Genomic DNA, 20468 nt, shown 5'->3' with positions numbered 1-20468 from the left:
GATGGACGAGTCTATTCGAAAGCCGTAGTTCTCTTCGGCTACGAGTTCTAGGGAAGCAGGCCGTCCGCGAGGATCCGAGGAAGGCACCCAGCCGGCCTCGCCGCGCTCGGACGCGCGGCGTCCGGGCGGTGAGGGGCCGGGTTCAGGGCAAGGATCGTGGTGGCCCGCACGGCAACCAGCACGGCCGCCGGTGAGGCCACCAAAGGGCTGACACGGCCCGCGGCCCCCGGCCGGACCGGTGGAACACCCGCTGTCAGTGCTGTCGGTTACCGTCCCGCGCATGCCGAAGAAGAGGAAGAAGCCTGCGCGTGCACAGCGAAACGGTTCACCTCCCGCCCGGGGCCACCGTCCGGATGAGATCAGCCTCGGCGGCCCGCGGGTGCCGTCGCGCGGCTGGGCCTTCCAGGCGCTGATCGACCATCTGACGGAGGCCGGTCAGCCGCCCCTGCAGTTCACGGCCCAGGTGCCCGACGGGTATGAGTCTGGCTTCACGCCGCAACCGGATGCCCCGCGCGCGCCGCTCCAGGCAGGTTGGTACCTCCAGACCAACCTCGCCGTTCCCGTCTACAACTGGGTCTACTCCCAGCAGCAACTCGCCGACGATGAAGGGGCATTGGATCTGCGCCGCCGCGGGTTCGCTCTGTACATGGCGCACTCGGCCAGCACCCGCGGCCGGGCGGACGCCGGCTTCGCCAGCGCAGAGGTCATGGAGACCTGGGAGCCGATCGTGGCCCCCGACCCCGCCATCGTGGCCGCCGACCACTACGGCGGACACCCGCCTGCCTACAGCGCCGCGGCCCCCGTGCCGCTGCCGGCCGGGGCACCGCGCACGGTGGGGGTCCTCGACGTGGACTACGCACGCGTGGCGGGGCGCACGCTGCCGGAGCGCTGGGACGTCGACGTCGTGGGCCTTCTGGTGATGGAACGTCAGGGAGCGGACCCCGTGGCGGACGCCACTGTCTGGCGGCAGCGCGCCTTCCACACGTTCCGAGACCACAGCCTGGCGGATCTCAACGCGGCTGTTGAGGACATCGACCTGTTGCTCGGCCACAACCTCTTCGACGGTGACTACCGCTGCCTGCGCACCTACGGCGAGCTGGTGGACGTCGGCGCGCTGGCCGCGAAGACGGTGGACACCCTGTACGCCGCACGGCGCCTGGCCGCCGGTGCCCCGGCACGGCTGGATCTGACCACGCTGGCCCGGGCGCAGGGCCTGCGCGAGCGGGCGAAGGAGGCGTCGCGGACGCAGGCGCACCGGGGCATCGCCACCACCGGGGACGCAGAGGACCGCTGGTACTTCCAGCCGGTCTCCGATGACTGCGAAGTGATGCTGGAGCTCTGGCTGCAAATGATCACCCGTCGGCGCCTGCGCACGGTTCTCAGGACCGGCGAGCCGGTGGAGTACGAAGTGGGTGACGACGCTCTGCGGCTGCTCCTGGAGCCACCACTGACATCGGACACCTTCATCCGGCTGCTGACCACGAAAGGAACGGTCTATCCGCTGCATGGCGCGGCACGCAACGAGAGCATCGCCAGGATCCACCGCGAGGTCGAACGGCAGCGGGCCACCGGCACTGCGCCCCACACGCACCCGCCCGCTGCTCACCGTCAGCGCTGCGCTGCCCCCGGCGACGAGGGCGGGATCCAGTGCGACCAGCTCATCGCGGTGACGGACGCGTACTGCCGCAACCACCGGTCCCAGCGGCGCTGCCGGGGAAACCCGGCACTGGACGACACCTGCACCACCGTCGTCGGCCGCGACCTGGCGCACTGCCCCTGGCACCGGATGACCGCGCTCTACGTGCCCCTGGGGCAGCGCCTGTTCGCAGACTTCACCCTTCCCCTGCCGCTGCAGGGGTGGGACCGGGGCAGCGACTGGGGATACGACACCGGAACGCGCTCCTTCTTCGCACGGCTGTATCGCAACGGCCGCGACCCGTCGGAGGAACCCACCCTTTGGCTGTCGGGCATCCGGCCCGACCTGGGCGACGTGGTCGCGCTCGCCCAGGCGCTGCAGGAGGCGACCGGAGCGCCCCGACGCGCAGTGGTGGACGCCCTGACGGCCGACCGCAGGTCACCCCAGCAGCGCGCGGCGGCCACGCAGAACTGGGAACCAGCAGCATGCGCCGACCCCTGCCCCTGCGGCACCGATGACTGCGGCCACGGCGCACCCTGCGCCGACGACGAATGCGCCGGCCACGACATCCACACGATGCGTGACCCGACTGGCGAAGCAGACGTGACGGCCTGGCAGGACTGCTTCGAGTGCTGCGAGGGCTGCAGTGCCAGCGTCGTCGACCGCTCGCTCCCGCAGTCCCCCTGGGGGGAGATGGCGCCGGACGGCACCGTGACGGTGTACGGCGGAGTGGCCCACCACGAACTCGGCATGGAATGACCGCGGGCGCGGTGACGCCGATCCCGCGGTGGCGTGGGCGACGTGGCCTGCGGCTCAGGGGCCCTGCGGTGAGTACTTGGCGAGAGTACGCGCCGTAGCGTCAATCAGGTCCGTCGCTCTCTGGTGGCAGTCCGCACTGACTCTGTGGCGTTCGGCGACGCGTTCCAGGAGTTCTCGGCACTGCCTGCGCGTGATCCGACTGGCAGCAGAACTTGCGTGCACCGCTCTCTCTGTCGCTCGCTGCGCGCGCTGCTGGGCGAGGGTGACGAGGTGCGGGGCCTGGTTGAAGGGATCCACGCGGTGAAGATACCCCGCCGGCAAGCACGGATAGGGCGGTGCACACGGGGAGGCGGTTCCCGTGCGCCTCTTGGACCGGCACTCTCAGGTGGCGCACGGGGGTCCCCGGGCGGTGCCCCGCCGTGCCGCCGCGTCACGGGTCTCGGCGGCGCGCACAGTTCCTCCACCCGGGGGGACAGCTCCCCGTAACGGCCCGCCTGCGCTGCATGGGCGTGTGCGCAACCCCTGGCCGGCCGCCGCCGGCGGTGGCGCCGTGGGGAGAGCCGGTAGCCTGGAGAGGCAGCTTCCCCTCGGGCGGCTGTACGGCGGTGGGGCCCGCCGTACCCAAACCGTGGCCGTCGCCGGTCACCAACGGTCCCTACCTGACCTTTCCGCGCGCGAGCGTGCGGATACGAGACGATCAGGTAGGAGCCTGAAGCTGTGGACCTAGGGCCTGTCCGATGGGTCGCGTGACAGGCTGACTGGTGAATCGTTCCGTTCGTTGTGGGGCGGGGTGATCTGACCGATGCGGAGTGGGCCCGGCTGGCACCGCACCTGCCAATGAGTGCAGGCCGAGGCGGGCGGTGGAAGAGCCACCGGGTGGTGATCAACGGCATTCTCTTCCGGCATCGGACCGGCATCCCATGGCGGGACCTGCCCATGCGATTCGGCAAGTGGAAGACGGTGCATGACAGGCACCGCAGGTGGTCGGCGGACGGCACCTGGGACAGGATCTTGCAGGCCGTCCAAGCCGACGCCGATAGCGAGGGCCGTCTCGACTGGACGATGGCGGGGGTGGACTCGACGGTCTGCCGGGCACATCAGCATGCGGCCGGTGCACGCAAGCAGCCTCCGCGCGTCCCCGGCAAGCGAAGTCGGCCCGCTCATCATCGGGACGACGAAGGGCTGGGCCGTTCCCGAGGAGGGCTGACCACGAAGATCCATTTGGTAGGTGAAGGCGGACGGCGTCCGCTAGCCGTACTCATCACACCGGGGCAGGCAGGCGATGGACCGCAGATGATCCCGGTACTGGAGCGCGTGCGCGTGCCGCGTTGGGCCGGCGGACGCCCTCGCACTCGCCCGGAGCATCTCAGCGGCGACAAGGCGTATAGCTCCCGCCACAACCGCCGCTATCTGCGACGCAGACAGATCTGGCACACCATCCCCGAGCGCCGCGACCAGCAAGCCCACCGACGAAACCGCGGTAGCAAGGGCGGGCGGCCCACCGGCTTCGACCGGACCCGGTATGCCCGCAGGAACGAGGTCGAGCGAACGATCAACGCCCTCAAGGGCTTCCGTGCCGTGGCCACTCGATTCGACAAACGGGCTTACATCTTCCACGGCACGGTGACCGTCACCGCGATCCGGCTCTGGCTCCGCTCGTGAGCCCCTTCTCGCCTGCTTCCGCCCCGCCCTGGCCTACCGCAGGACGGGTCGGTTGGCGGATGTGTACTCGGCCGCGATGTCGAACACGCTGGCACAGCGTGGGCATTCAGCCTTGCCGAAGAGGTAGGCGATTCCGTCAGCGAGTGCCTCGCGCCCGTCGCGGACGGCAGTCTCGTACATCCATCGGCCGGTACCGGAGAGCGCCTCGGAGGGCGCCGGCCGTAGGTCACGGCGGTCCACGTCGCCCAGGTTCCAGTCCCGGATCGCTGAATAGCGCCCGTGGTCCCCGACGGCGATCGTCACTTCCACGGCGCAGTGGGGGCACGCCAGGTGGTAGAAGTCGTCCGTGAAGTCCCCCAGGACGGCACTCCAGTGGTACTCCTCCATGGCCGCGAGCGAATCGAGGAAGGCCGGGAGGTAGTCGACCGGCCGCGATTGCAGGTGCCGGTCCAGCAACTCACGGAACCCGGAGATCTCGTCGGCGCAGTCCGCCAGCAGATCATCACAGCCATGATGTCCTGCCGCGCGCCGCAGGATCGTTCCCGCCAGTGCACGCGCCCGTGCACTCCTGGAGGCAAGGCACATCAGGCGCGGCAAGGCGGCAAAGCTGGCGGGGAAGACGAGGTCGTGTTCGAGGACCAGCCGGTATCCCAGTTCCTTCCATGCTTCGGCGTCGTCCTCCAGCTCCACCTGTTCCAGAAGCACGGGGACTCGATCGACATCCCCGTAGCAGTCGTGCATCTGCGTCCAGTTCACCACCTGGGCATTAAAGCGCCTCATGACGGCCTGATCGGACGTCCCTGTTCTTGACTCATCGGACAGGCCCTAGACCGCCCCGAACACCCCGCACCGGCCGCCGGCTGGCAGGCCGAACCCGCCGACCCGGACACCGCCATCGACCCGTGGCCTCCCGAAAAGGCACCACGCCCCAGGAACCGACGGTCCGAGATCCTTGCCGTCATCGCGTGCGGCGGCGTCATCGGTGCCTGCGCCCGCTACGGCGCCACCCTCCTGTGGCCGACTACCCCCACCGCGTTCCCCTGGACCGTCCTGTGGATCAACGTCACTGGCTGCGCCGCCATGGGCATGTTGATGGTGCTGATCGGCGAGAGGTACACCGTCCATCCGCTTGCCCGCCCGTTCCTCGGCACGGGTGTCCTGGGCGGTTACACCACCTTCTCCACCGCGACGATCGACACGCAACGACTTGTCGACCACGGGCGGCCCGGCAGCGGGTTGCTGTACGCGGCACTCACCGTGCTTGCTGCGTTCGCCGCGGTCTGGGCCGCAGCCGCCCTCACGCGCCTCGCCTTCCTCCCGCCGCGCACGGCCGCAGAACGGGGGCAGTCATGAACTGGCTGATGGTCATCGTCGGGGCGGCCATCGGCGCCCCGGCGCGCTACCTCACCGACCGCGCCATCCAGGCCAGCCACCACACAGGTTTTCCGTGGGGCACGTTCACGGTCAACCTCGTGGCCTGTGCCGGTCTCGGATTCCTGACCGGCGCCGCCACCGCCGTCCCCGCCGCACTCCAGGACCTGATCGGCCCTGGTCTGTGTGCGACGCTCAGCACCTACTCGACGTTCTCCTTCGAGAGCGTGCGCCTGGCCGAGACCGGAGCGGCGTCCCTCGCCGCAGCCAATGCCGCCGCCAGCATCCCCGCCGGGCTCGGTGCCGCGTACCTCGCCACCACGCTCGCGCACACCCTGGTCGGCTGAAGCGACCGCACCGCCAACGCCGCGTTTCCGGTCCGGTCGAACCGCGGCCGGCGCGATGTGCACCGCGGTACCGAAACCGGCGGAACGGCACCGTGGCGCGGTGTGGAATCCCGCCCGGCCCCGGGGGAGTTCGCACACGGTCCGTTCGGCACAGAGCCGCGGCCCCGCCCTGGCCACCGTCCCTCGCGCGGCGGTCAGTCCTCCTGCGGCTGGCGGTCAGGCCGGGGGAGGTGCAGGCGGCGGTGGAGAACATCGTCGGCGCAGGACAGCAGTGGCCGGTGGTGGGCGTAGGCGTAGCCACGCAACAGGGCCAGGGCCTCGGCGCAGGGGATGGCGAGCTGGGCGGCAACCATGCCGGTGGCCTGATGCACCGCAGCAAAGGGCAGGCCCGGTGCGTCGGCGGGGGTGACAGCCTCGTCCTGCGGGCGGGCCGCCTGGTCCAGGGCCCGCTCGGCGAGGTGATCGGCCAGGGCGAGAGAGTCGAGGAACTGGTCGATGCCGAGTTGCCCGGGCCGGACGCGGTGCCCGGTGAGCGCGCCGAGCGTGGTGGCGCCGATGCGCAGAGGGAACGCGAACACCGCGCAGATGCCGAGTTCCTGGAGGGCGACGGGCAGGGTGGGCCAGCGGCCGTCGGCGTTGGTGGCGGGGTCTTTCACATCGGGCACCAGCAGCGGGGTGCCGAGGTGGACGGCGTCGACGCTGGGCCCCTGGCCCTGGGTCTGCTGCAGATCCTCCAGCGCGAGCGCGCGCTCCCCGGAGATGTGCACCACCTCGGCCGCCGTGCTGTCGGTGGCGAGGCGAAGCCCCAGGCCGTCGAGGTCGAGTGCCTGCGCACAGAGTCCCAGCGGCCACGGAACGGGTGCGCCAGGCGGCCCGGGCACGCCTGGCAGACGGTGGGATTCTCGCTGCGGGGGTGACGTCACGCCCCACCTCCGCTCTGCTGCTCGCCCCCGCCCCCGGCGTATCCGGACAGGGTTCCTCCTGCAACTATCCAGGATTCAGGCACCGGTTGGCGGGCATTCCCGCCTACTGGTGCCATCCGGAGCCGCCAGCAGTACCCGTCAGCCACAGGCGTCCGGGCCTCCGGCTGGGGGACGAAAGCCCAGTCCGGGCTCGGGTTCGTCACCGGTTCACGGCCCATGCGCCAGGTGCGCCCCGGCCGGTGTTGCACACACCGACGGCCGGGGCGCAGTGCGGCCGTACGCGTGGGTGAGGTCCGCACGGCCACGTAGGAGCATAGGGGACAACGGGCGCCGCGCACCGTCTCCGAGAGCCCGATTCTGAGATTCCCGTGTCAGGAATCCCGTATTGGGATCCGTTTCATCGAACGGGTGGACCTCGCGGTCCGGGCCGACGGGAGTTGCTGCGCGCGGACCCGGGCCGGGACACTCGGGGTGTCACCGGGAGGGATCAGAGAAATGCCAGAAGAGCCAGGACCGTCCACGCGCCGCCGTCAGCTGGCCGTACTGCTGCGCCGGCTGCGGGCCAGCGCAGGCATGACGCTGGAGGAGGCCGGGGCCGCGAGCCACACCTCCCGGGCGGCGGTCCACCGGGCGGAGAGGTCGGATGCCACCGCCAGGGTGCCGCTCGTCGAGGCCCTGTGCCGGGCGTACGGTGCGCCGGACGACATCCGTGCGGCTGCGGTGGAACTCGCCGTGACGGCGAAGGTCAAGACATGGTGGCAGTCGGCCCCTCCGGCGGTTCCGAAGCAGATCCTGCCGCTGGTGGCGCTGGAGCACGAAGGCTGGCAGTCCTGGCAGTGGGCTCCCTCCCGTATTCCGGACCTGCTGCAGACCCGGGCGTACGCCGAAGCGGCCGTCCGGGACGGCGCGGAGGACCTGCCGCACGAGGACGTCGCTGCGCTCGTGGAGTTCCGGCTGCGACGCCAGGAAGTCCTCAGGCGCGCCTCACCGTTCCACGTGGTCCTGGACGAGGCCGCACTGCGGCGCCCGGTGGGCGGGACAGCGGTCATGGCCGAGCAGCTGTCCGCTCTCGTCCGCAGTGCCACCGCCCCGCACCTGGCACTCCACCTTCAGGTGCTGCCGCTGTCGGCGGGATTCTGCGGTGCCGAAGGAGGATTCACGTACTTCCGGGGTCCCTACGCCTACGAGTTCGACGTAGTGCACTACACCACCCTCGGCGGGGCCTTCTACCAGGAGGGCGCCGAGGAACTCGCCCGCCACCGGTCCGTGTTCGCCAGACTGCAGGCCGCCTCGCTCTCCGAGCCCGCCTCGCTGAAACTGATCGAGACCCTCGCCGAGGAGTCACCGGCAACGCTCTCCTGAACCGCACCGAGCTGCCGGCGCCGTCGCCGTACGCGGTAAGCGGCGGAAGGCGCCACACGCGGCCCTCCTGCGAATAGACCGGCGACACGCCGACCGGGAATCACTTATTGGGAATCTCGCCTGCGCTACCGTCCGGCAGCACCCTCCGTACGCCTGGCTGGCACGGAGGCTGTGTGCGGGGTGCGGCGGTCGCGCTCATCCGCCGCACCCCGCCCTCGCCTGCGCCGCATCCCTGTCGAGGGGCGGTGCAGGCGAGGGGTCCGCCGCCGCTGCGCGGCGCGCCCCGGCCCGGCGCCGTTCTTGCCGGCAGGGGCGTTGGCCCTGCGTGCGTCAGCGACAGCCGGATCCCCTCGACGTCTTGGCGTCCACAGCCCGTGAACACTGCACGCCCCTGCCCCGTACGAGAGGACGGCCCGCGCAGCCGCCCTCCGCGCGCCTGTGCCCGGGCTGCGCGTGGCCGTATAGCGACACGCGTGCGGTGAGAATCTCGCGCCGGGAATCTCATTCCGTTAGTGTGGGACCGCGCACCCCGCAGTCCCTGTCTGTAAGGGGTGCGTGCACGGGGCGTCGACTCGCGCCCCGGTCCCGCCCGCGCCAGGCCCTTCTCGCCGGGGGCCGCGGCGCGGGCGGGGCGCACCACGCTGCTGCCTTGCGGTCGGCAGTCCGACCTGCCGTGCCGGGAAACCGGTTTGCAGGCGGCACTGCGCCGCCGCTTGCCGCGGCCCGGCTGAGGAGGTCCTGGGAGGTGGGCCGATGAGGGCATACGAGGCCAACAGTGCTGACGTTCTGGGAGCGCCGGATGCCGGTGTGCGGCGGACGGTGCCGCGCAGTCCACCACCTGGTCGGGCCGTCAGGGCGGCCTCGGCTCTCTGGCCGGGCGGGTCGTGTGCGAACACCACGTGCGACCACGGTGATTCCACGGGGACGGCGGCGGACTCTCCCATCGGCCCGCCCCGGGGCGCTGCCGCCTGCCGCGCAGACGAGAGGTGTCCGGCCATGTGCCCACGCTTGGCCGGCAGCCTCGCCGGGCGGCCTGATGCCCCTGCCGCCTCTCACGCGTGGCCTCCGGCAGACAGCACCCGGCCTTCAGGGAAAGGACTTTCAGCCGATGGAACCTTCTTGGGGGGATTCTCCCAATCTGATCCGGTTCGACAAGACCGGTCGGGGCCGCGCCGACCTGGAAGAGATCCGTGCGCTCGTCACCTGCGTGGCCGGGACGCGCATATTTCCCGGCTGGGACACGGTCGTTCAGGCAGTGCTCGAAATGGAGGCGGCCTTCCACGTCCTCGTATTCGACGCCGTAACCAACGGGGTTCCCGAGAGGCTGTACCCGCGCTACATCCGGGCCGTGACGGAAGGGCGCAGCCTGATTCGGGCCCGAGCGAAAAAGACCTACGACGACGTCTTCCCCCCGGTGAAAAGGGACCAGCTCTTGATGGACGACGCCTTCCACCACGCCTTGGCGCTGGGCGTGCACGTGGCGACCCTCACTGAATCCGTAGCCGCCCAGCGGCAGGAGCCAGCAGGTCGAAACCGCTCCGCGGCGGACGGCTCATCGGGCCCGTAGCCGGCACTGGCCCCAGCACCGGCGCGCTGGCCGGCGGGTTCGACTGCGCGGGGGGCAGCCGAACCCGCCAACCAGCGTGCTTCCACCTGGGATGCAGGCCCCCAACGCGCCTGCTGCACAGCCGGGTTGTCACCCCTCAGACGGCACCGGTGCGCGGGGCACCTGCTCTCCGGTCAGGGGCGCCGCCCCCAGATGCGGACCTGGTCCGACGAGCGGAGCGTCTTCCACAGCTGCTGGGCGTCCTGGTAGCGCAGGTTGACGCAACCGTAGGAGCCCGGGTCCTGGAAGAGGTTTCCATAAATGCCGTGGAACGCCTGTCCCTTGGAGAAGAACTGGGCGTGGGGCATCGGGGCGTTGTACAGCGAGGACCAGTGGTCCTTGTGGCGCCAGTAGACGCTGAAGCTCCCGGTGCGGGTGGGGTGCGAGGGGCGTCCGCTGCGGATCGGAACGGGTTTGAGGAGGAGCTTCTTGCCGTGGACGACCCACAGGATTTGATGATTCAGGTCGACGCAGACCATGCGCTTCGTGCTGCTGGGGCAGCCGCGCAGCCGACTCGGATTCTTCGCTGCCCAGCGGGCGTACAGCGAGGTATAGGTGATGGGGCCGGCAAGCCCCTGGGCGGGCCGGATGCCCTGTTGGCGTTGGTAGTTCTGGATGGCCTTGCAGTCGGCCGGGGACTGGCGGCCGTCGGAGGTGAGTCCCAGGAAGGACTCCACCTGGCGCTGGCGGGAACCGGCCGTTGTGGTGCAGGGCGAGGGTGCCGCCCGCAGCGAACTCCTGGGAGGCGGCGTGGGCAGCAGCGGGCGGGGGTTCGGCACGTCGGGCCCGGCTGACTGCTGGTCAGGGGCGAAGTCCTCGCTCTGGTCGGGAGTGATGCCCTCCCCGGGAAGATTGAGGGGATACGGCAGGTCCTGGCCGGTTTCCGCCCCATGGCCCCGGTCGGCTCGCGGAGTGCGCGTGGACGACCCGGGAGCTTCGTCGGCGAAGGCATGCCCGCCGCCCAACAGGCAGGTGAGGGTGAGGATTCCGGCGGCCGCCCACACTCGGGCATGGAGCGGGCCGGGGGAGCGGCGGGGCGGGCCTGATCGGAAGAAGGCAGGCATGGCTGCGTCCTTTCGCGAAGGGAAAGGCGTCGGGTCCAAGTCGGCGCGACGCCGGTGAGGGACGTCCACAAACCTGCTCTCCTGCACACCAATTGGCCACCGGAACGCAATTTGGTTGCTCCTTCGGAGTGCAACACGGCAAGGAATCAAATGGTGTTGGGCCCATTCCACGGAAGAGGAAATGCAGGCCAGGGCGGCAATTGGCTTGCCTTGAGTGCTGATACGCCAAACGGGTAAGAGCGGATTGATCTTGGAGCTCGCGGCGAAATAGTCATCCCGGAAGAGAACTCCCCGTCCAGAAAGGACAATTGTGAACACTCACCGACTCGCCGCCTGCTCGGCCCTGGTGTCCTCCGCCGTCTCGATCGCTGTGCTGGCGCTCCCGGCACACGCCAGCGCCGCGGACGGTGCCTCCGTGCCGGGTTCCGCGATGCTGGCGCCGATGGCGCCCGCCCCGGTGGCCTCGTGGACCAGCTCGGGACCCACCCAGGCGCGGGCCACCTTCCCCGACGGACTGACCATGGACGTCGGCACACCCGACGCGAATCAGCAGGTAGTGGCGTCCAACGTCGGCATGGACAACCGGGGAGCCACACCGGGCATGTTCCGCCCGCATATGCCCGCCAATTCCCGCTGGCTGGAGCTGAGGACCATCGACGGCGGGTGTCGCGATGCCGGGGCCACGGTCTGCCCCGACCGCGGCACGGTCACGCTGACGTTCAACAAGCCCGTCCGTAACCCGGTCCTGCATGTGGCCGGACTCGGCGCGTTCAAGAGTGGAACCGAGCCGGAGGACTACTCCTCGACGCGTCTGCGGCTGACCGGATCACAGCCGGCCGGTGCGACTCTGAGCGGGCCGCTGGCCGGGGCGACCAACCTGCGCGCCGGCGCTACCGGCTTCGGCGCCGACGAGGTCAGTGCCAGTGTGTCCTGCTCCGAGCAGCGGCTCGCCCGCGCCCTGGCGGGGTGCGGAAGTGTCCGCGTGAACGGCACGGTCACCTCCCTGACCTTCAAGGCGGATCTCTTCGCCGCCAAGGCCGGAAACTTCACACCCGATGAGTGGATCTTCAACGTGTCGGCCGAGGCGCTCAAGCCGCGGCTGGACATCGCCAAGACCGCCACGCCCAGTGGACGGGTCAAGGCCGGTGGACGGGTCAAGGCCGGTGGCAGGGTGGGCTACACCGTGAGGATCACCAACCCCACCGGCGTGGACTTCCCCGCTGCCCGCGCCACCGACAACCTCGCCGGGGTCCTGGACGACGCCCGCTTCAACCGCGGCAGCCTCAAGGCGACCTCCGGCACTGCACGCTTCAGCGGCGGGGCGGTGCACTGGCAGGGCGCTGTGGGTGCCCACAAGGCGGTCACTCTGCGCTACAGCGTCACTGTGAACCGGGTGCCCACGGGCGACCTGTACCTCCGCAACAGCGTGACGGCACCGGGCTCCAACTGCGAGCCGGCCACAGCCATGTCGCCCAAGTGCTCCACCCTGCACCGCGTTCTGCCGCCCACCGACAAGAAGTAGCAGTGCGCCGTGACCCCGGGAACCGTCGGTACCCGGGGTCACCCTGCGGACGCCCGGCAGCGTCCTGCGCTGCCGGGCGCCCGGCCGGCCCGGCGGACAGCAGAGCCGCCCCGGCACCCCGGGACCAGCAGGAACCGCATGGGACGGGCGCGGTTCCAGCCAAGGGATCTTGCTCGTATGAAGGAGAGGAGCAGAAAGATGACGCAGGTGAGGACCGTGTCGACGGCAGCAGGTCTGCAGCAGGCCCTGGCGGACCGGGCCGAGCAGATCGAAGTCAGCGGAACACTTTCCGGGATGCCGTCAGTTGTCCTTCCCCCGGGAACCGTCCTGATAGGGCGTGAGGGTGCCGTGCTGCGCTTCGGCGGCCGGGGAGTGGTGGTCACGAGCGACAACACGATCCGCGGGCTCACCATCGAGACGACACCATCCGAGATCGCGCTGTGCACCGACACCAGCGTGGCATCACTGGGCACACTGGAACTCCAGGACATCACGACCCGGGGCCAGATCGCCCTGGTCTTCCAGGACGTCCTCAGAAGCGGACGCGTCGTCGCGGAACGCGTGCAGGTCGCCGAGGCGGACGTCCGCGGCAGAGAGCAGCGGGCGCGAGGCTACAACGTGGAGGTCCTGCAGGGCGGCTTCACGGTGTGGAACCGGCAGCGGGACGCCGACTCGGTGGTGCACGCCACCCTGCGCGACATCTCCGTGGGTACGGACGAAGTCCCGGTCCGCGGCAGCGGCGTGTTCGTCGCCGGGGGCGCCTTCACGGACGCGGGGCGGCTGGTGGTCGACGAGCTGACCACCGGCATCGTGGTCACCGACGGAGGCATCGCCCCGCGTACACCCGACGTGATCTCCGGCGGTGTGTTTGTCGCCTCCGGCGCGGAGGTCGAAAGCGTCGTCAACCACAGCGAGGTGATCACGCACGGGCAGAACGACATGGTCCTCGACAACTGGGGCACCGTGACCAGCTGGGAGGCGCACAGTGCCGTCCTTTCCTACGGGCCCAGCGGCATAGGCTTCGTCAACTTCGGTGAGATCGGTTCGCTCAGGGTCGCCGGACCGCTGCGGACCGACGGTGCCGGCGCCCGCGGGTACAACCTCTACAGCGGTTCAACCGGCCGCGCGGAGTTCGCCTCCATCACCACTCACGGCAACGGTGCTGTGGGCATCCAGCTGGGCTGCCCCTCGGGGCCCATCCGTGTCCTGGGAGACGTGGTGACCACGGGCTCCACCGGTATGAGTCTCGTCAAGGGCGTGCAGATGGAACTGTCCGCGGTGGCGTTCAGCGTCAAACCGGGCGGCAGCCTGGACCGGCTGGAGGTGGGCGGAGACATCCGCACGAGCGGCGCCGGCACCAACGCTGTCGAGATCGAAGGACCGGTGACCACGGTGCGCATCGGCGGCAGGATCATCGCCAGCGGTGCGGAGAGCGAGCGGCTCATTCCCGTCGGCCACCCGAAGTTCGCACCCTTTCTGATCTGACGGCCGCAAGGACTGTCCGCGCTCGCTGGAGGTTGCGCGTCCCGGCGGCCGTGTGCGGGCCGGTGCCCAGCACGCCGCAGCGGACTCACGTGATGTCCGCAAAGTGCCGTCCCGGTCCGCCCGGCAAGAAGCCGAGGTCCTGCGCCTGGCTGCGGTGAGCGTCGAGGTTCCCAGGGGGCAACGCCGCGCAGATCGGAGTGCAGGACTGCTCCGGCGCAATGGCGGGAGAGTCCGCAGGCGTGGGGCCGAGCAGGGCGGCCCCACGCAGTCCTTCCTCATTCGCCCGCCTCTCGCCGGCGCGTCAGGGGAATGGTGCTCCTATCTTGCGCCGTTGAGTTCGACCCGGCCGAACATCAGCGCGTAGCCCGCCGGGAGTTGGTCGAGGATCCTGCTGATCAGCCCCGGACTGACGAGGGCGGTGACCGCCGCAAAGACGGCGCTGGCGTCCCAGCGTGTGGTAGCCAGAGAACCGCCGGACCTTGCGGCGAGGTCCTCGACGAAGCCGCAGCCGGTCAGCTGCCGCGGCTCGGGCACCTCCGAGGCCAGGATCCGAGCGGCCTCGACCGGCAGGCAGGTGGCCAGGTCCACGCGCTCGTCGCCTGCCAGCTGCCGCCCGAGCCCGGCCAGGACCAGCCGGACGGCTTCATCGGCCCGCTCGCGGGTGGGATAGGCGCCCTCGTAACGGACCTTTTCCAGCATCTTCCCGTAGGCCGCGCCGTAGGGCTGCTGGTGCTCAAGCGCTGCAGGCGCATCTGTGATCACGGTGATTCCTTCCTTTCTCGTCAGCTAGGGCCGGGGCGCGCAACGGGGCGGGGCAAACCAGCCAGGCTGGCCCTCGGGTGCACGGCAGCTCACCTCACATGGTCCTGGCGGCCCTGAGCTGACGGTGGGAACGGAGAGATCCCGGGCGGGGGCCCGGCGCGCCGAGGCGGACCGCGCAATCGAAGTCACCTCCTTCTCGCCCGGGGGACGGCGACGGCGGAAGGGCGCTGGCGGGGGCCACGACGGCAATCGCCAACCACACCAGTCGCCCTTCGCGACTGGACGGCCACCGGGTGCGGCGAGCGGGGATAGTGAACCCGCCCACCGCACGGGTCATGCCGACGTCAGCCGGAGATCTCCTCATGGCCGGTCACAGGGCCGATGGAGATCTTGCGGGGCTTGGCGTTCTCCGCGATCGGGATGTGCAGGGTGAGCACCCCCGCGTCGTAGCCGGCCTGAATGTTCTCGGTGTCGAGAGTGTCGGCGAGCTCGACTTGGCGGGCGAAAATACCCAGAGGACGTTCGGACAGCTCCGTCGCCGCCCCCTCCGCCTTCGCCGTCGGCCGCCGCTCGGCCCGCACGGTGAGCGTATTCCGCTCGACCCCGACATCGATCGCCTCCGCACTGACACCGGGAATGTCAAAGGCCACCACGTACCGGTCGCCCTCGCGGTAGACGTCCATCGGCATCGCCGACGGGCGCGACCAGGTCCCCGAACCCAGAACCTGCTGCGCCAGCCGATCCAGCTCCCGCAGCGCTTCTGTTCGCATCAACATGGCGAACACCTCCAATCCTCTGCCCAGTTACTGCAGATTCGCTTGCACAGCCCGGTGTAACACCAGGGTCTCCGGATGCAAAGCAATTCACCCGCCCCAGGAAAAGAAAGAGACGAAATACCCTCAGTTGGGGACTTAGGTAATGTTTGACGAACGGCGGGAATCGCTGTGAATTCCGGACTCGTTGACGCTACGTGGTCTACATCTGTCAACGTCTGGGGATGCCATGGTCAAGCGACGTCGCGCCCGTGCACCGAAATGCGGATCCGGCCGATTCGCAATGAATCCGCGCCTCCTGTTCGGAGGCGTGTACGGGACGATTCTGGCGAGTTCGATGGTGGCCGCGCTGACACCACACAAGTACGAGACACCCGGTGGCCTCCACTACAACGCCCTGTGGCTCCTGGTCACCGCGTTTGCCGCCGCCCTCGCCCACGGATACGCCCATTTCATCTCCCACGGGCTGGAAAGACGCCACTCTCCCCGTGAACTGGCTGGGCGCATTGTCAGCGAGTGGCCCCTCATGCTGGCAACCGCACCCTCGGTCGCCCTGCTGCTGGGTGCCGATATCGGCCTGTGGGCATCGGAGAACCTGGAAGTCGTCATCCTGAGCATGAACATCTTCCTGTTGTTCGCCTGGGGCTTGGCCGCAGGGCGAACCTGCGGACGCACCTGGCCCGGAGCCGTTCTCGTCGGCGCGGTCGACGCCCTCTTGGGCGTGGCCGTCGTCGTGGCGAACTCCCTGATCAAGTAGAGGGCCGACCACTGGGGAAGCGCTACTTACTTGCTCAGTGTGCCTCTCGTGGTTGACGAAGACTATCGGCAAGAGATTCCGGGTGATTCGCCTACGGCGTTCCGTGAGTATCGCGGCACGGGCCGCGCCGCCGGGGTGCCGTCGGCTACTTTGGAGTCTGGGCTTGCTCGTCTACCGCCGTGGCTGTGGCGGGGTTTCCGTCCTGTAGTTGCTGCAGACGCTTCAATGTCGCAGCGAGCATGGCCCGTGCTCCCTCGGGGTCGGGACCGGTGACGCCGTCAAGTTTGATGCGGATGTTGACCCGGCCCGAGTGGCTGAACGCGTGCACGTAGTCCTCGCTGCGTCCGGGGTTGAGGACGAGTGTGCCTTCGTCACCCACAGGCGGCTTCAGGGGCCGCTCCTTTGTCTTCTCCGTGCCCTTCCACTCCAGGTATGCGCGGTGTGCGTTCTCGGCCGTGTCGAACAGACAGATGTCCGCGTCGGCCATGTGCTTCGTGGACCCGTTGTACTCATACGAGGCATCGCCGCCCCGCACCCACCCCTCCGGGACGGCATCACCCTCTGCTCTGTTGCAGTACATGCCTTCCATCACCGACTTGTCGTCGTGGAGCGACCAGCCGGGCAGCGTCTCGCCGTCGCCCAGTAGCGCCTTTGTGAGGTCCGCCTGAGGGAGGCTCTTGGTGATTGGGCTTGTGGCGGCAGGGGCGGCGTCGGCAGGTTTGTCGCCTCCCTGCGCGCCAGGAGCGGAGGTGGAGATGTCGCCCCTGGAGGAACAGGCGGTGAGCGAGGCCAGCCCAACGAGGGCAGCGGCAAAGGCGATGCGTAGACGTGGCATCGGCTCAGCCTATCCACTTGTGATCATGACAGGGCAGCTTCGGGGGTCCGTTGAGCGGCACGGGTTCGCTTCAGGTTGGGCGCGGCATGCCTGTAGAAGGTGCCGGTGCTTTGCCGGACGGGTGCAGCTTCTGGGGGGCAGCCCCTGCAGGGGCGGGGCGGGTGGGTCCAGAGCGGAGGTTGAGGTTTTCGGGTTGTCGGTCGCCTGTGTTGGAGGCGGGGCCTCGCCAGTCGGCGGCCTGAGCTGCGTCGGTGAGGTCCTGGATGACTTCGGTGCGTTGGTGGGCGAGGGCAGGTGAGAGTGCGGGTGCCTTCCTCTATGACCAGATCAGGCTTTTGCGGATCGTGTATTCGCTCGTGCGGAGGGCTACGGTCAGTCCGTCATGCAGTTCGGTAGGCAGGCTTCCCACGCCGAGTGCGCATGCGGTGATGAGGTCGCGGCAGTGTTGTTCCTGGCGTTCAGTCGCAAGGCGTGAAAACAAGGGGTGAGTGAGGCTCTCGCGTGCTGCGTATCCGTCGCGGAGGGCGATGGTTCGTTGGTGCAGCTTGTCGACGATTCGGTGTGCGAGGTGGCCATCGGCCGGTCCGGTGAGGTCGAGGATCGCGAGTCCAAGCCGTGTGCCGAAGACGGTCATGCCGCGATCGCATTGAAGGTTTGCATACATGCCCGTGAGGGCCTCTAGGGCAGGGCTGGTGGGCTTGCCTACCGTGCGCTGGCAGAGGGCGGTGAGGCAGTCGGTGACAGTCTGTTCCCACGGGTCACCTGGCGCGGTGCTCTTCAGAAGGTCCGCTGCGCGGTCTGAGTCGTTCGATACGAGGGCGGCGATGACGGCGACCTGGCGGCCGTCGAGCATGCGGTTGCCGATGCCGTGGTGTTCCTCGATGTGCGCGAGAGCTTCGATCCAGCGTCCCTCGGTGGTCAGGGTGCGGGTGCCGTCGGCGAGGAGAACGCGCCACAACCACGCCCGTACTTCCTGGCGGTCTTCTGCAGTCCTGGTGAGATCGGCAGGGACTGTGATGTTGTCCAGGCGTACGGACCTCCCGCTGCTGACTGCGTCGAACAGCGCCAGGAGGTGGGAGCGGCCGTCGTCTCCGTGGCCAGCGCGGATCTGGAGCCGGGCAAGGTTGACGAGGGGCTCCAGCCCGCGGATCGCGCTCATCGCGGGCAGCGGGCAGCGATGGAGGTAGGCATCGGCGTGCTGGCGGCACATCTCGCGGGCGAGATCGGGGAGATCGACGTCGGAGGCGATGAGCGCGGATTGGTTGAAGACGGCTGAGGCAAGCCCTTGATCGGCCTGGTGCGCCGCAGTCTCTGCGAGGGTGATCAGGCTCTGTACCCGCTCGGGCAGCGGCAGGCAGGCGGGACGGAAGCGCGCGACGAGCGGGAAGCGCTGGGCTATGGGTCCGTGCGGGTCCATGAGGTCCCCCGGCGTTGGGTGACGAACGGAGAGTTCGGGGTGGTGCGGTGTCCGCCGGGGTGATTCCGGCGGACACCACGAAGATCACTGCCAGTTCACGACGATGCGGTTCAGCGGGGTGTCGAGGGCGAATAGCCCCGGCCGCTGTCCGACTGCGGGCGCGTCGCTCCGCTGGATCTCGAACGTGGCTTCACGGCCGCGGAAGTCGCGGTCCCAAGTACGGATGAGGGCGCCCACCTTTCCCGCCAGTTCTTCGCTGCCGGGTCCGTGGCCGATGACACCGAACTCCCAGAGCCTGCCGCCTTCGGGAGTCGTCTCCTTCAGCAGGCGGCGGGCGAGGTAGGTGACGGCGCCCTTGTCGACGGCCGCGGTGGAGGAGGGATAGGGGTCCTCGGTGAGTTGGGTCCCCTTGGCGGCCGGCGGGAACAGCATGCGGACCAGGCCGGAGGGCAGGGAGCAGGAGACGAACAGTTCCATCCACTCCGGGGACTCCATGGCCCTGACCGTCATACCGGTCCATTCCTCGGTCCGAGGCTGGTCCAGGACGCTTGCGAGTGCAGCAGCGTCGATGGTCTGCGAAGCGGGGGCCTGAAGACGTACGGTGCCGTCGGAGCTGAGGGGAATGACGCGGCGGTCGTCATCCGCGATGCCGCGCCGCAGCGGCATGAAGCTGTTCATTTTGCTGCTGACGCTCGTCCACCGGCCCCCGCGCTGTTCGTAGGCGATGGAGCGGGCCACGCTGCCCTTCAGCCGCTGTGGGACCAGAAGGCGTCCATCGGGGGCGAGTTGTTCGATCCAGGCGTGCGGGACTCCGTGGGCTCCGACCGTGGCAATGATCCGGTCGTACGGTGCGCCTTCGGCGTGCCCGAGGGCTCCGTCGCGGGTCAGGGCCTCAACGTTGGTGTAGCCCGCGGAGGCGAGGTGCATACGGGCGCCTGCCACGAGGTCCTCGTCGACGTCGATGGTGGTGACGTGGCCGGCGTCGCCGACGAGGTGCGCGAGGAGGGCTGCGTTGTAGCCGGATCCTGCGCCGAGTTCGAGGATGCGTTCACCGGGCTGGACGTCGAGCTGGTCCAGCATGAGGGCGACGACGCCGGGCTGGGAGGCGCAGGAGATCGACGTGCCGTCGGTGTCGTATTTGATGTTGACCGGTGCGTTGGCGTACGCCCTCTCCAAGGGGGTGTCGGGCACGAAGCGGTGGCGTTCCACACTGCGGAGCGCGTCCTCGACTGCGGGGTTCTGTGCGTATCCGTCCTTGCGGATCTTGTCGACCAGTTCGTTGCGGAGCTGGTCGGGGCCGGCCTCTTGGGCGGCGAGCGTGGTGGTGTTCACCGCGCCGACGCTAGTGGTGCGGGCCGCGGAGTTCGCGGGCGACGCGGTGTTGTCCTTCGATCCCATGACTGCCTCTCGTGCGATGTTGAAAAGGGTGTGCTGGTCGTCGCGCTGGAGGGCGGCGCGGTTGGCGTGAAAGATGGTGTGGTGGGCCAGGACGGCACGAAGCCCGCGCTCTAGCAGCCCGGTTGAAGCCAGGCGGGCCAGCGTGGATCCGGCGTGCTCGAAGGCAGCCACCCAGGCGGTGTGCCCGTCGAGCGGGCCGCTCGGGCGGCAGAGGCTGTGCGCGTCGACCGTCATCAGCCTGTGCATGGCCGGGGTCATCGCGGCGGCCTTCTCCGGGGGGAGGGCGACGGCCTTGGCGGGGCGCAGAGCGGCGGCCTTCGCCCAGGTGTCGCCCTGCTCGAACCAGTCGAGGCCCGCAGCGCGCATCATGGCGCTCAGGAACAGGACCGTGGTTTCCGCACGGCCCAGCCGCCCGGGGCCTGGCGTGTACGTGCTCAGGTGGCGGCTGTCCGCGTGGAACAGGTCGTGCGCGGTGACGATCGCCTGGGCGCCGCCGAAGGCGGTGGTCTCCGGTTCGTAGATGGTCGTCGTCCAGGACGAGACGGAACTGTCGCGGACCAGGGCGGCGAGTTCGGACTCGATGCGCGCAGACGGCTGGCCAGCCTGGTAGCGCAGTGGCCAGGGAGATTTGTTCATGAACCACCAGGTGCTGATCTCGCCGGCGGCCTCGGCCTCGCGCAGTGCGGTCCCGAGCCGGCCGGAGAGCAGGCGGTGTCCGGTCTCGCGGTCGGCGAAGGTGATGTTGTGCTGGTGCCAGCGGTCGGTGGGCACGGTGAATGTCCTTTGGTC

At 69.4% G+C, this 20468-nt stretch carries 17 protein-coding genes; 9 read left to right on the top strand and 8 right to left on the bottom strand.

The window, feature by feature from the left end; translation table 11 throughout:
• The first annotated feature begins 280 nt into the window (after positions 1 to 280).
• Together ACFYVL_RS08955 and ACFYVL_RS08950 are read left to right on the top strand one after the other, a co-directional pair.
• On the top strand, positions 281 to 2395 hold the full coding sequence (locus ACFYVL_RS08955; protein WP_389242280.1) for a hypothetical protein: 2115 nt from the start codon (positions 281 to 283) through the stop codon (positions 2393 to 2395).
• Between the two features lie 780 nt (positions 2396 to 3175).
• The gene (locus ACFYVL_RS08950) at positions 3176 to 4057 is read left to right on the top strand and encodes an IS5 family transposase (RefSeq protein WP_389242278.1); all 882 of its coding nucleotides are present in this window, start codon (positions 3176 to 3178) and stop codon (positions 4055 to 4057) included.
• A gap of 33 nt (positions 4058 to 4090) precedes the next feature.
• Here the strand turns inward: ACFYVL_RS08950 and ACFYVL_RS08945 are convergent, their stop codons facing one another.
• Positions 4091 to 4816 carry a hypothetical protein gene (locus tag ACFYVL_RS08945; protein ID WP_389242276.1) on the bottom strand — a complete coding sequence of 242 codons (726 nt, stop codon included), beginning with the start codon at positions 4814 to 4816 and terminating at the stop codon, positions 4091 to 4093.
• Positions 4817 to 4870: 54 nt separating this feature from the next.
• Here ACFYVL_RS08945 and ACFYVL_RS08940 point away from each other — a divergent pair, with 54 nt between their 5' ends.
• Both ACFYVL_RS08940 and ACFYVL_RS08935 read left to right on the top strand, forming a co-directional pair.
• Positions 4871 to 5410 carry a fluoride efflux transporter FluC gene (locus tag ACFYVL_RS08940; protein WP_389242573.1) on the top strand — a complete coding sequence of 180 codons (540 nt, stop codon included), beginning with the start codon at positions 4871 to 4873 and terminating at the stop codon, positions 5408 to 5410.
• Positions 5407 to 5775, top strand: coding sequence for a fluoride efflux transporter FluC (locus tag ACFYVL_RS08935; RefSeq protein ID WP_389242274.1), 369 nt, complete (start codon positions 5407 to 5409; stop codon positions 5773 to 5775). Before ACFYVL_RS08940 ends, ACFYVL_RS08935 begins: the two co-directional genes overlap by 4 nt.
• Positions 5776 to 5969: 194 nt before the next feature.
• Here ACFYVL_RS08935 and ACFYVL_RS08930 read toward each other — a convergent pair whose 3' ends face one another.
• Entirely contained in the window at positions 5970 to 6656 is a 687-nt protein-coding gene (locus ACFYVL_RS08930) for an ANTAR domain-containing protein (protein WP_389242272.1), read from the bottom strand.
• A 537-nt stretch (positions 6657 to 7193) separates the two neighbouring features.
• Between ACFYVL_RS08930 and ACFYVL_RS08925 the strand changes: the two genes are divergently transcribed.
• Complete coding sequence (locus tag ACFYVL_RS08925) at positions 7194 to 8060, top strand: helix-turn-helix domain-containing protein (RefSeq protein ID WP_389242270.1); 867 nt, start codon at positions 7194 to 7196, stop codon at positions 8058 to 8060.
• Between the two features lie 1108 nt (positions 8061 to 9168).
• Complete coding sequence (locus ACFYVL_RS08920) at positions 9169 to 9627, top strand: hypothetical protein (protein ID WP_389242268.1); 459 nt, start codon at positions 9169 to 9171, stop codon at positions 9625 to 9627.
• Between the two features lie 173 nt (positions 9628 to 9800).
• Here the strand turns inward: ACFYVL_RS08920 and ACFYVL_RS08915 are convergent, their stop codons facing one another.
• On the bottom strand, positions 9801 to 10730 hold the full coding sequence (locus ACFYVL_RS08915) for a L,D-transpeptidase (RefSeq protein WP_389242266.1): 930 nt from the start codon (positions 10728 to 10730) through the stop codon (positions 9801 to 9803).
• A gap of 310 nt (positions 10731 to 11040) precedes the next feature.
• On the opposite strand from ACFYVL_RS08915, the gene ACFYVL_RS08910 reads away from it, so the two are divergent.
• Together ACFYVL_RS08910 and ACFYVL_RS08905 are read left to right on the top strand one after the other, a co-directional pair.
• A complete protein-coding gene (locus ACFYVL_RS08910) occupies positions 11041 to 12252 on the top strand; it encodes a hypothetical protein (RefSeq protein WP_389242265.1) in 1212 nt (403 codons plus the stop codon).
• A gap of 198 nt (positions 12253 to 12450) precedes the next feature.
• Positions 12451 to 13737, top strand: coding sequence for a hypothetical protein (locus tag ACFYVL_RS08905; protein WP_389242263.1), 1287 nt, complete (start codon positions 12451 to 12453; stop codon positions 13735 to 13737).
• Between the two features lie 318 nt (positions 13738 to 14055).
• On the opposite strand, the gene ACFYVL_RS08900 is transcribed toward ACFYVL_RS08905, so the two are convergent.
• Positions 14056 to 14499, bottom strand: coding sequence for a DUF2267 domain-containing protein (locus tag ACFYVL_RS08900; RefSeq protein ID WP_389242261.1), 444 nt, complete (start codon positions 14497 to 14499; stop codon positions 14056 to 14058).
• Positions 14500 to 14843: 344 nt separating this feature from the next.
• On the bottom strand, positions 14844 to 15275 hold the full coding sequence (locus ACFYVL_RS08895) for an Hsp20/alpha crystallin family protein (protein ID WP_389242571.1): 432 nt from the start codon (positions 15273 to 15275) through the stop codon (positions 14844 to 14846).
• Between the two features lie 226 nt (positions 15276 to 15501).
• On the opposite strand from ACFYVL_RS08895, the gene ACFYVL_RS08890 reads away from it, so the two are divergent.
• On the top strand, positions 15502 to 16029 hold the full coding sequence (locus ACFYVL_RS08890; RefSeq protein WP_389242259.1) for a hypothetical protein: 528 nt from the start codon (positions 15502 to 15504) through the stop codon (positions 16027 to 16029).
• A gap of 145 nt (positions 16030 to 16174) precedes the next feature.
• Here ACFYVL_RS08890 and ACFYVL_RS08885 read toward each other — a convergent pair whose 3' ends face one another.
• From ACFYVL_RS08885 to fxlM, 3 genes are all read right to left on the bottom strand, one after another.
• The gene (locus tag ACFYVL_RS08885; protein WP_389242257.1) at positions 16175 to 16864 is read right to left on the bottom strand and encodes a hypothetical protein; all 690 of its coding nucleotides are present in this window, start codon (positions 16862 to 16864) and stop codon (positions 16175 to 16177) included.
• Positions 16865 to 17180: 316 nt separating this feature from the next.
• Entirely contained in the window at positions 17181 to 18281 is a 1101-nt protein-coding gene (locus ACFYVL_RS08880) for a hypothetical protein (RefSeq protein ID WP_389242255.1), read from the bottom strand.
• Between the two features lie 84 nt (positions 18282 to 18365).
• Positions 18366 to 20450 carry a methyltransferase, FxLD system gene (gene fxlM / locus ACFYVL_RS08875; protein WP_389242253.1) on the bottom strand — a complete coding sequence of 695 codons (2085 nt, stop codon included), beginning with the start codon at positions 20448 to 20450 and terminating at the stop codon, positions 18366 to 18368.
• Positions 20451 to 20468: the final 18 nt, after the last annotated feature.

The organism is Streptomyces sp. NPDC004111 (genome assembly GCF_042874215.1).
Classification (GTDB): domain Bacteria; phylum Actinomycetota; class Actinomycetes; order Streptomycetales; family Streptomycetaceae; genus Streptomyces.
This window is presented reverse-complemented; position numbering and strand designations above follow the sequence as displayed.

What these genes read in the sequence shown, in the direction of transcription:
- ACFYVL_RS08905 (WP_389242263.1), top strand. Translation starts at nt 12,451, where the DNA reads ATGACGCAGGTGAGGACCGTGTCGACGGCAGCAGGTCTGCAGCAGGCC.
- ACFYVL_RS08925 (WP_389242270.1), top strand. Translation starts at nt 7,194, where the DNA reads ATGCCAGAAGAGCCAGGACCGTCCACGCGCCGCCGTCAGCTGGCCGTA.
- ACFYVL_RS08920 (WP_389242268.1), top strand. Translation starts at nt 9,169, where the DNA reads ATGGAACCTTCTTGGGGGGATTCTCCCAATCTGATCCGGTTCGACAAG.
- ACFYVL_RS08955 (WP_389242280.1), top strand. Translation starts at nt 281, where the DNA reads ATGCCGAAGAAGAGGAAGAAGCCTGCGCGTGCACAGCGAAACGGTTCA.
- ACFYVL_RS08895 (WP_389242571.1), bottom strand. Translation starts at nt 15,275, where the DNA reads ATGTTGATGCGAACAGAAGCGCTGCGGGAGCTGGATCGGCTGGCGCAG.
- ACFYVL_RS08885 (WP_389242257.1), bottom strand. Translation starts at nt 16,864, where the DNA reads ATGCCACGTCTACGCATCGCCTTTGCCGCTGCCCTCGTTGGGCTGGCC.
- ACFYVL_RS08890 (WP_389242259.1), top strand. Translation starts at nt 15,502, where the DNA reads ATGGTCAAGCGACGTCGCGCCCGTGCACCGAAATGCGGATCCGGCCGA.
- ACFYVL_RS08935 (WP_389242274.1), top strand. Translation starts at nt 5,407, where the DNA reads ATGAACTGGCTGATGGTCATCGTCGGGGCGGCCATCGGCGCCCCGGCG.
- ACFYVL_RS08880 (WP_389242255.1), bottom strand. Translation starts at nt 18,281, where the DNA reads ATGGACCCGCACGGACCCATAGCCCAGCGCTTCCCGCTCGTCGCGCGC.
- ACFYVL_RS08915 (WP_389242266.1), bottom strand. Translation starts at nt 10,730, where the DNA reads ATGCCTGCCTTCTTCCGATCAGGCCCGCCCCGCCGCTCCCCCGGCCCG.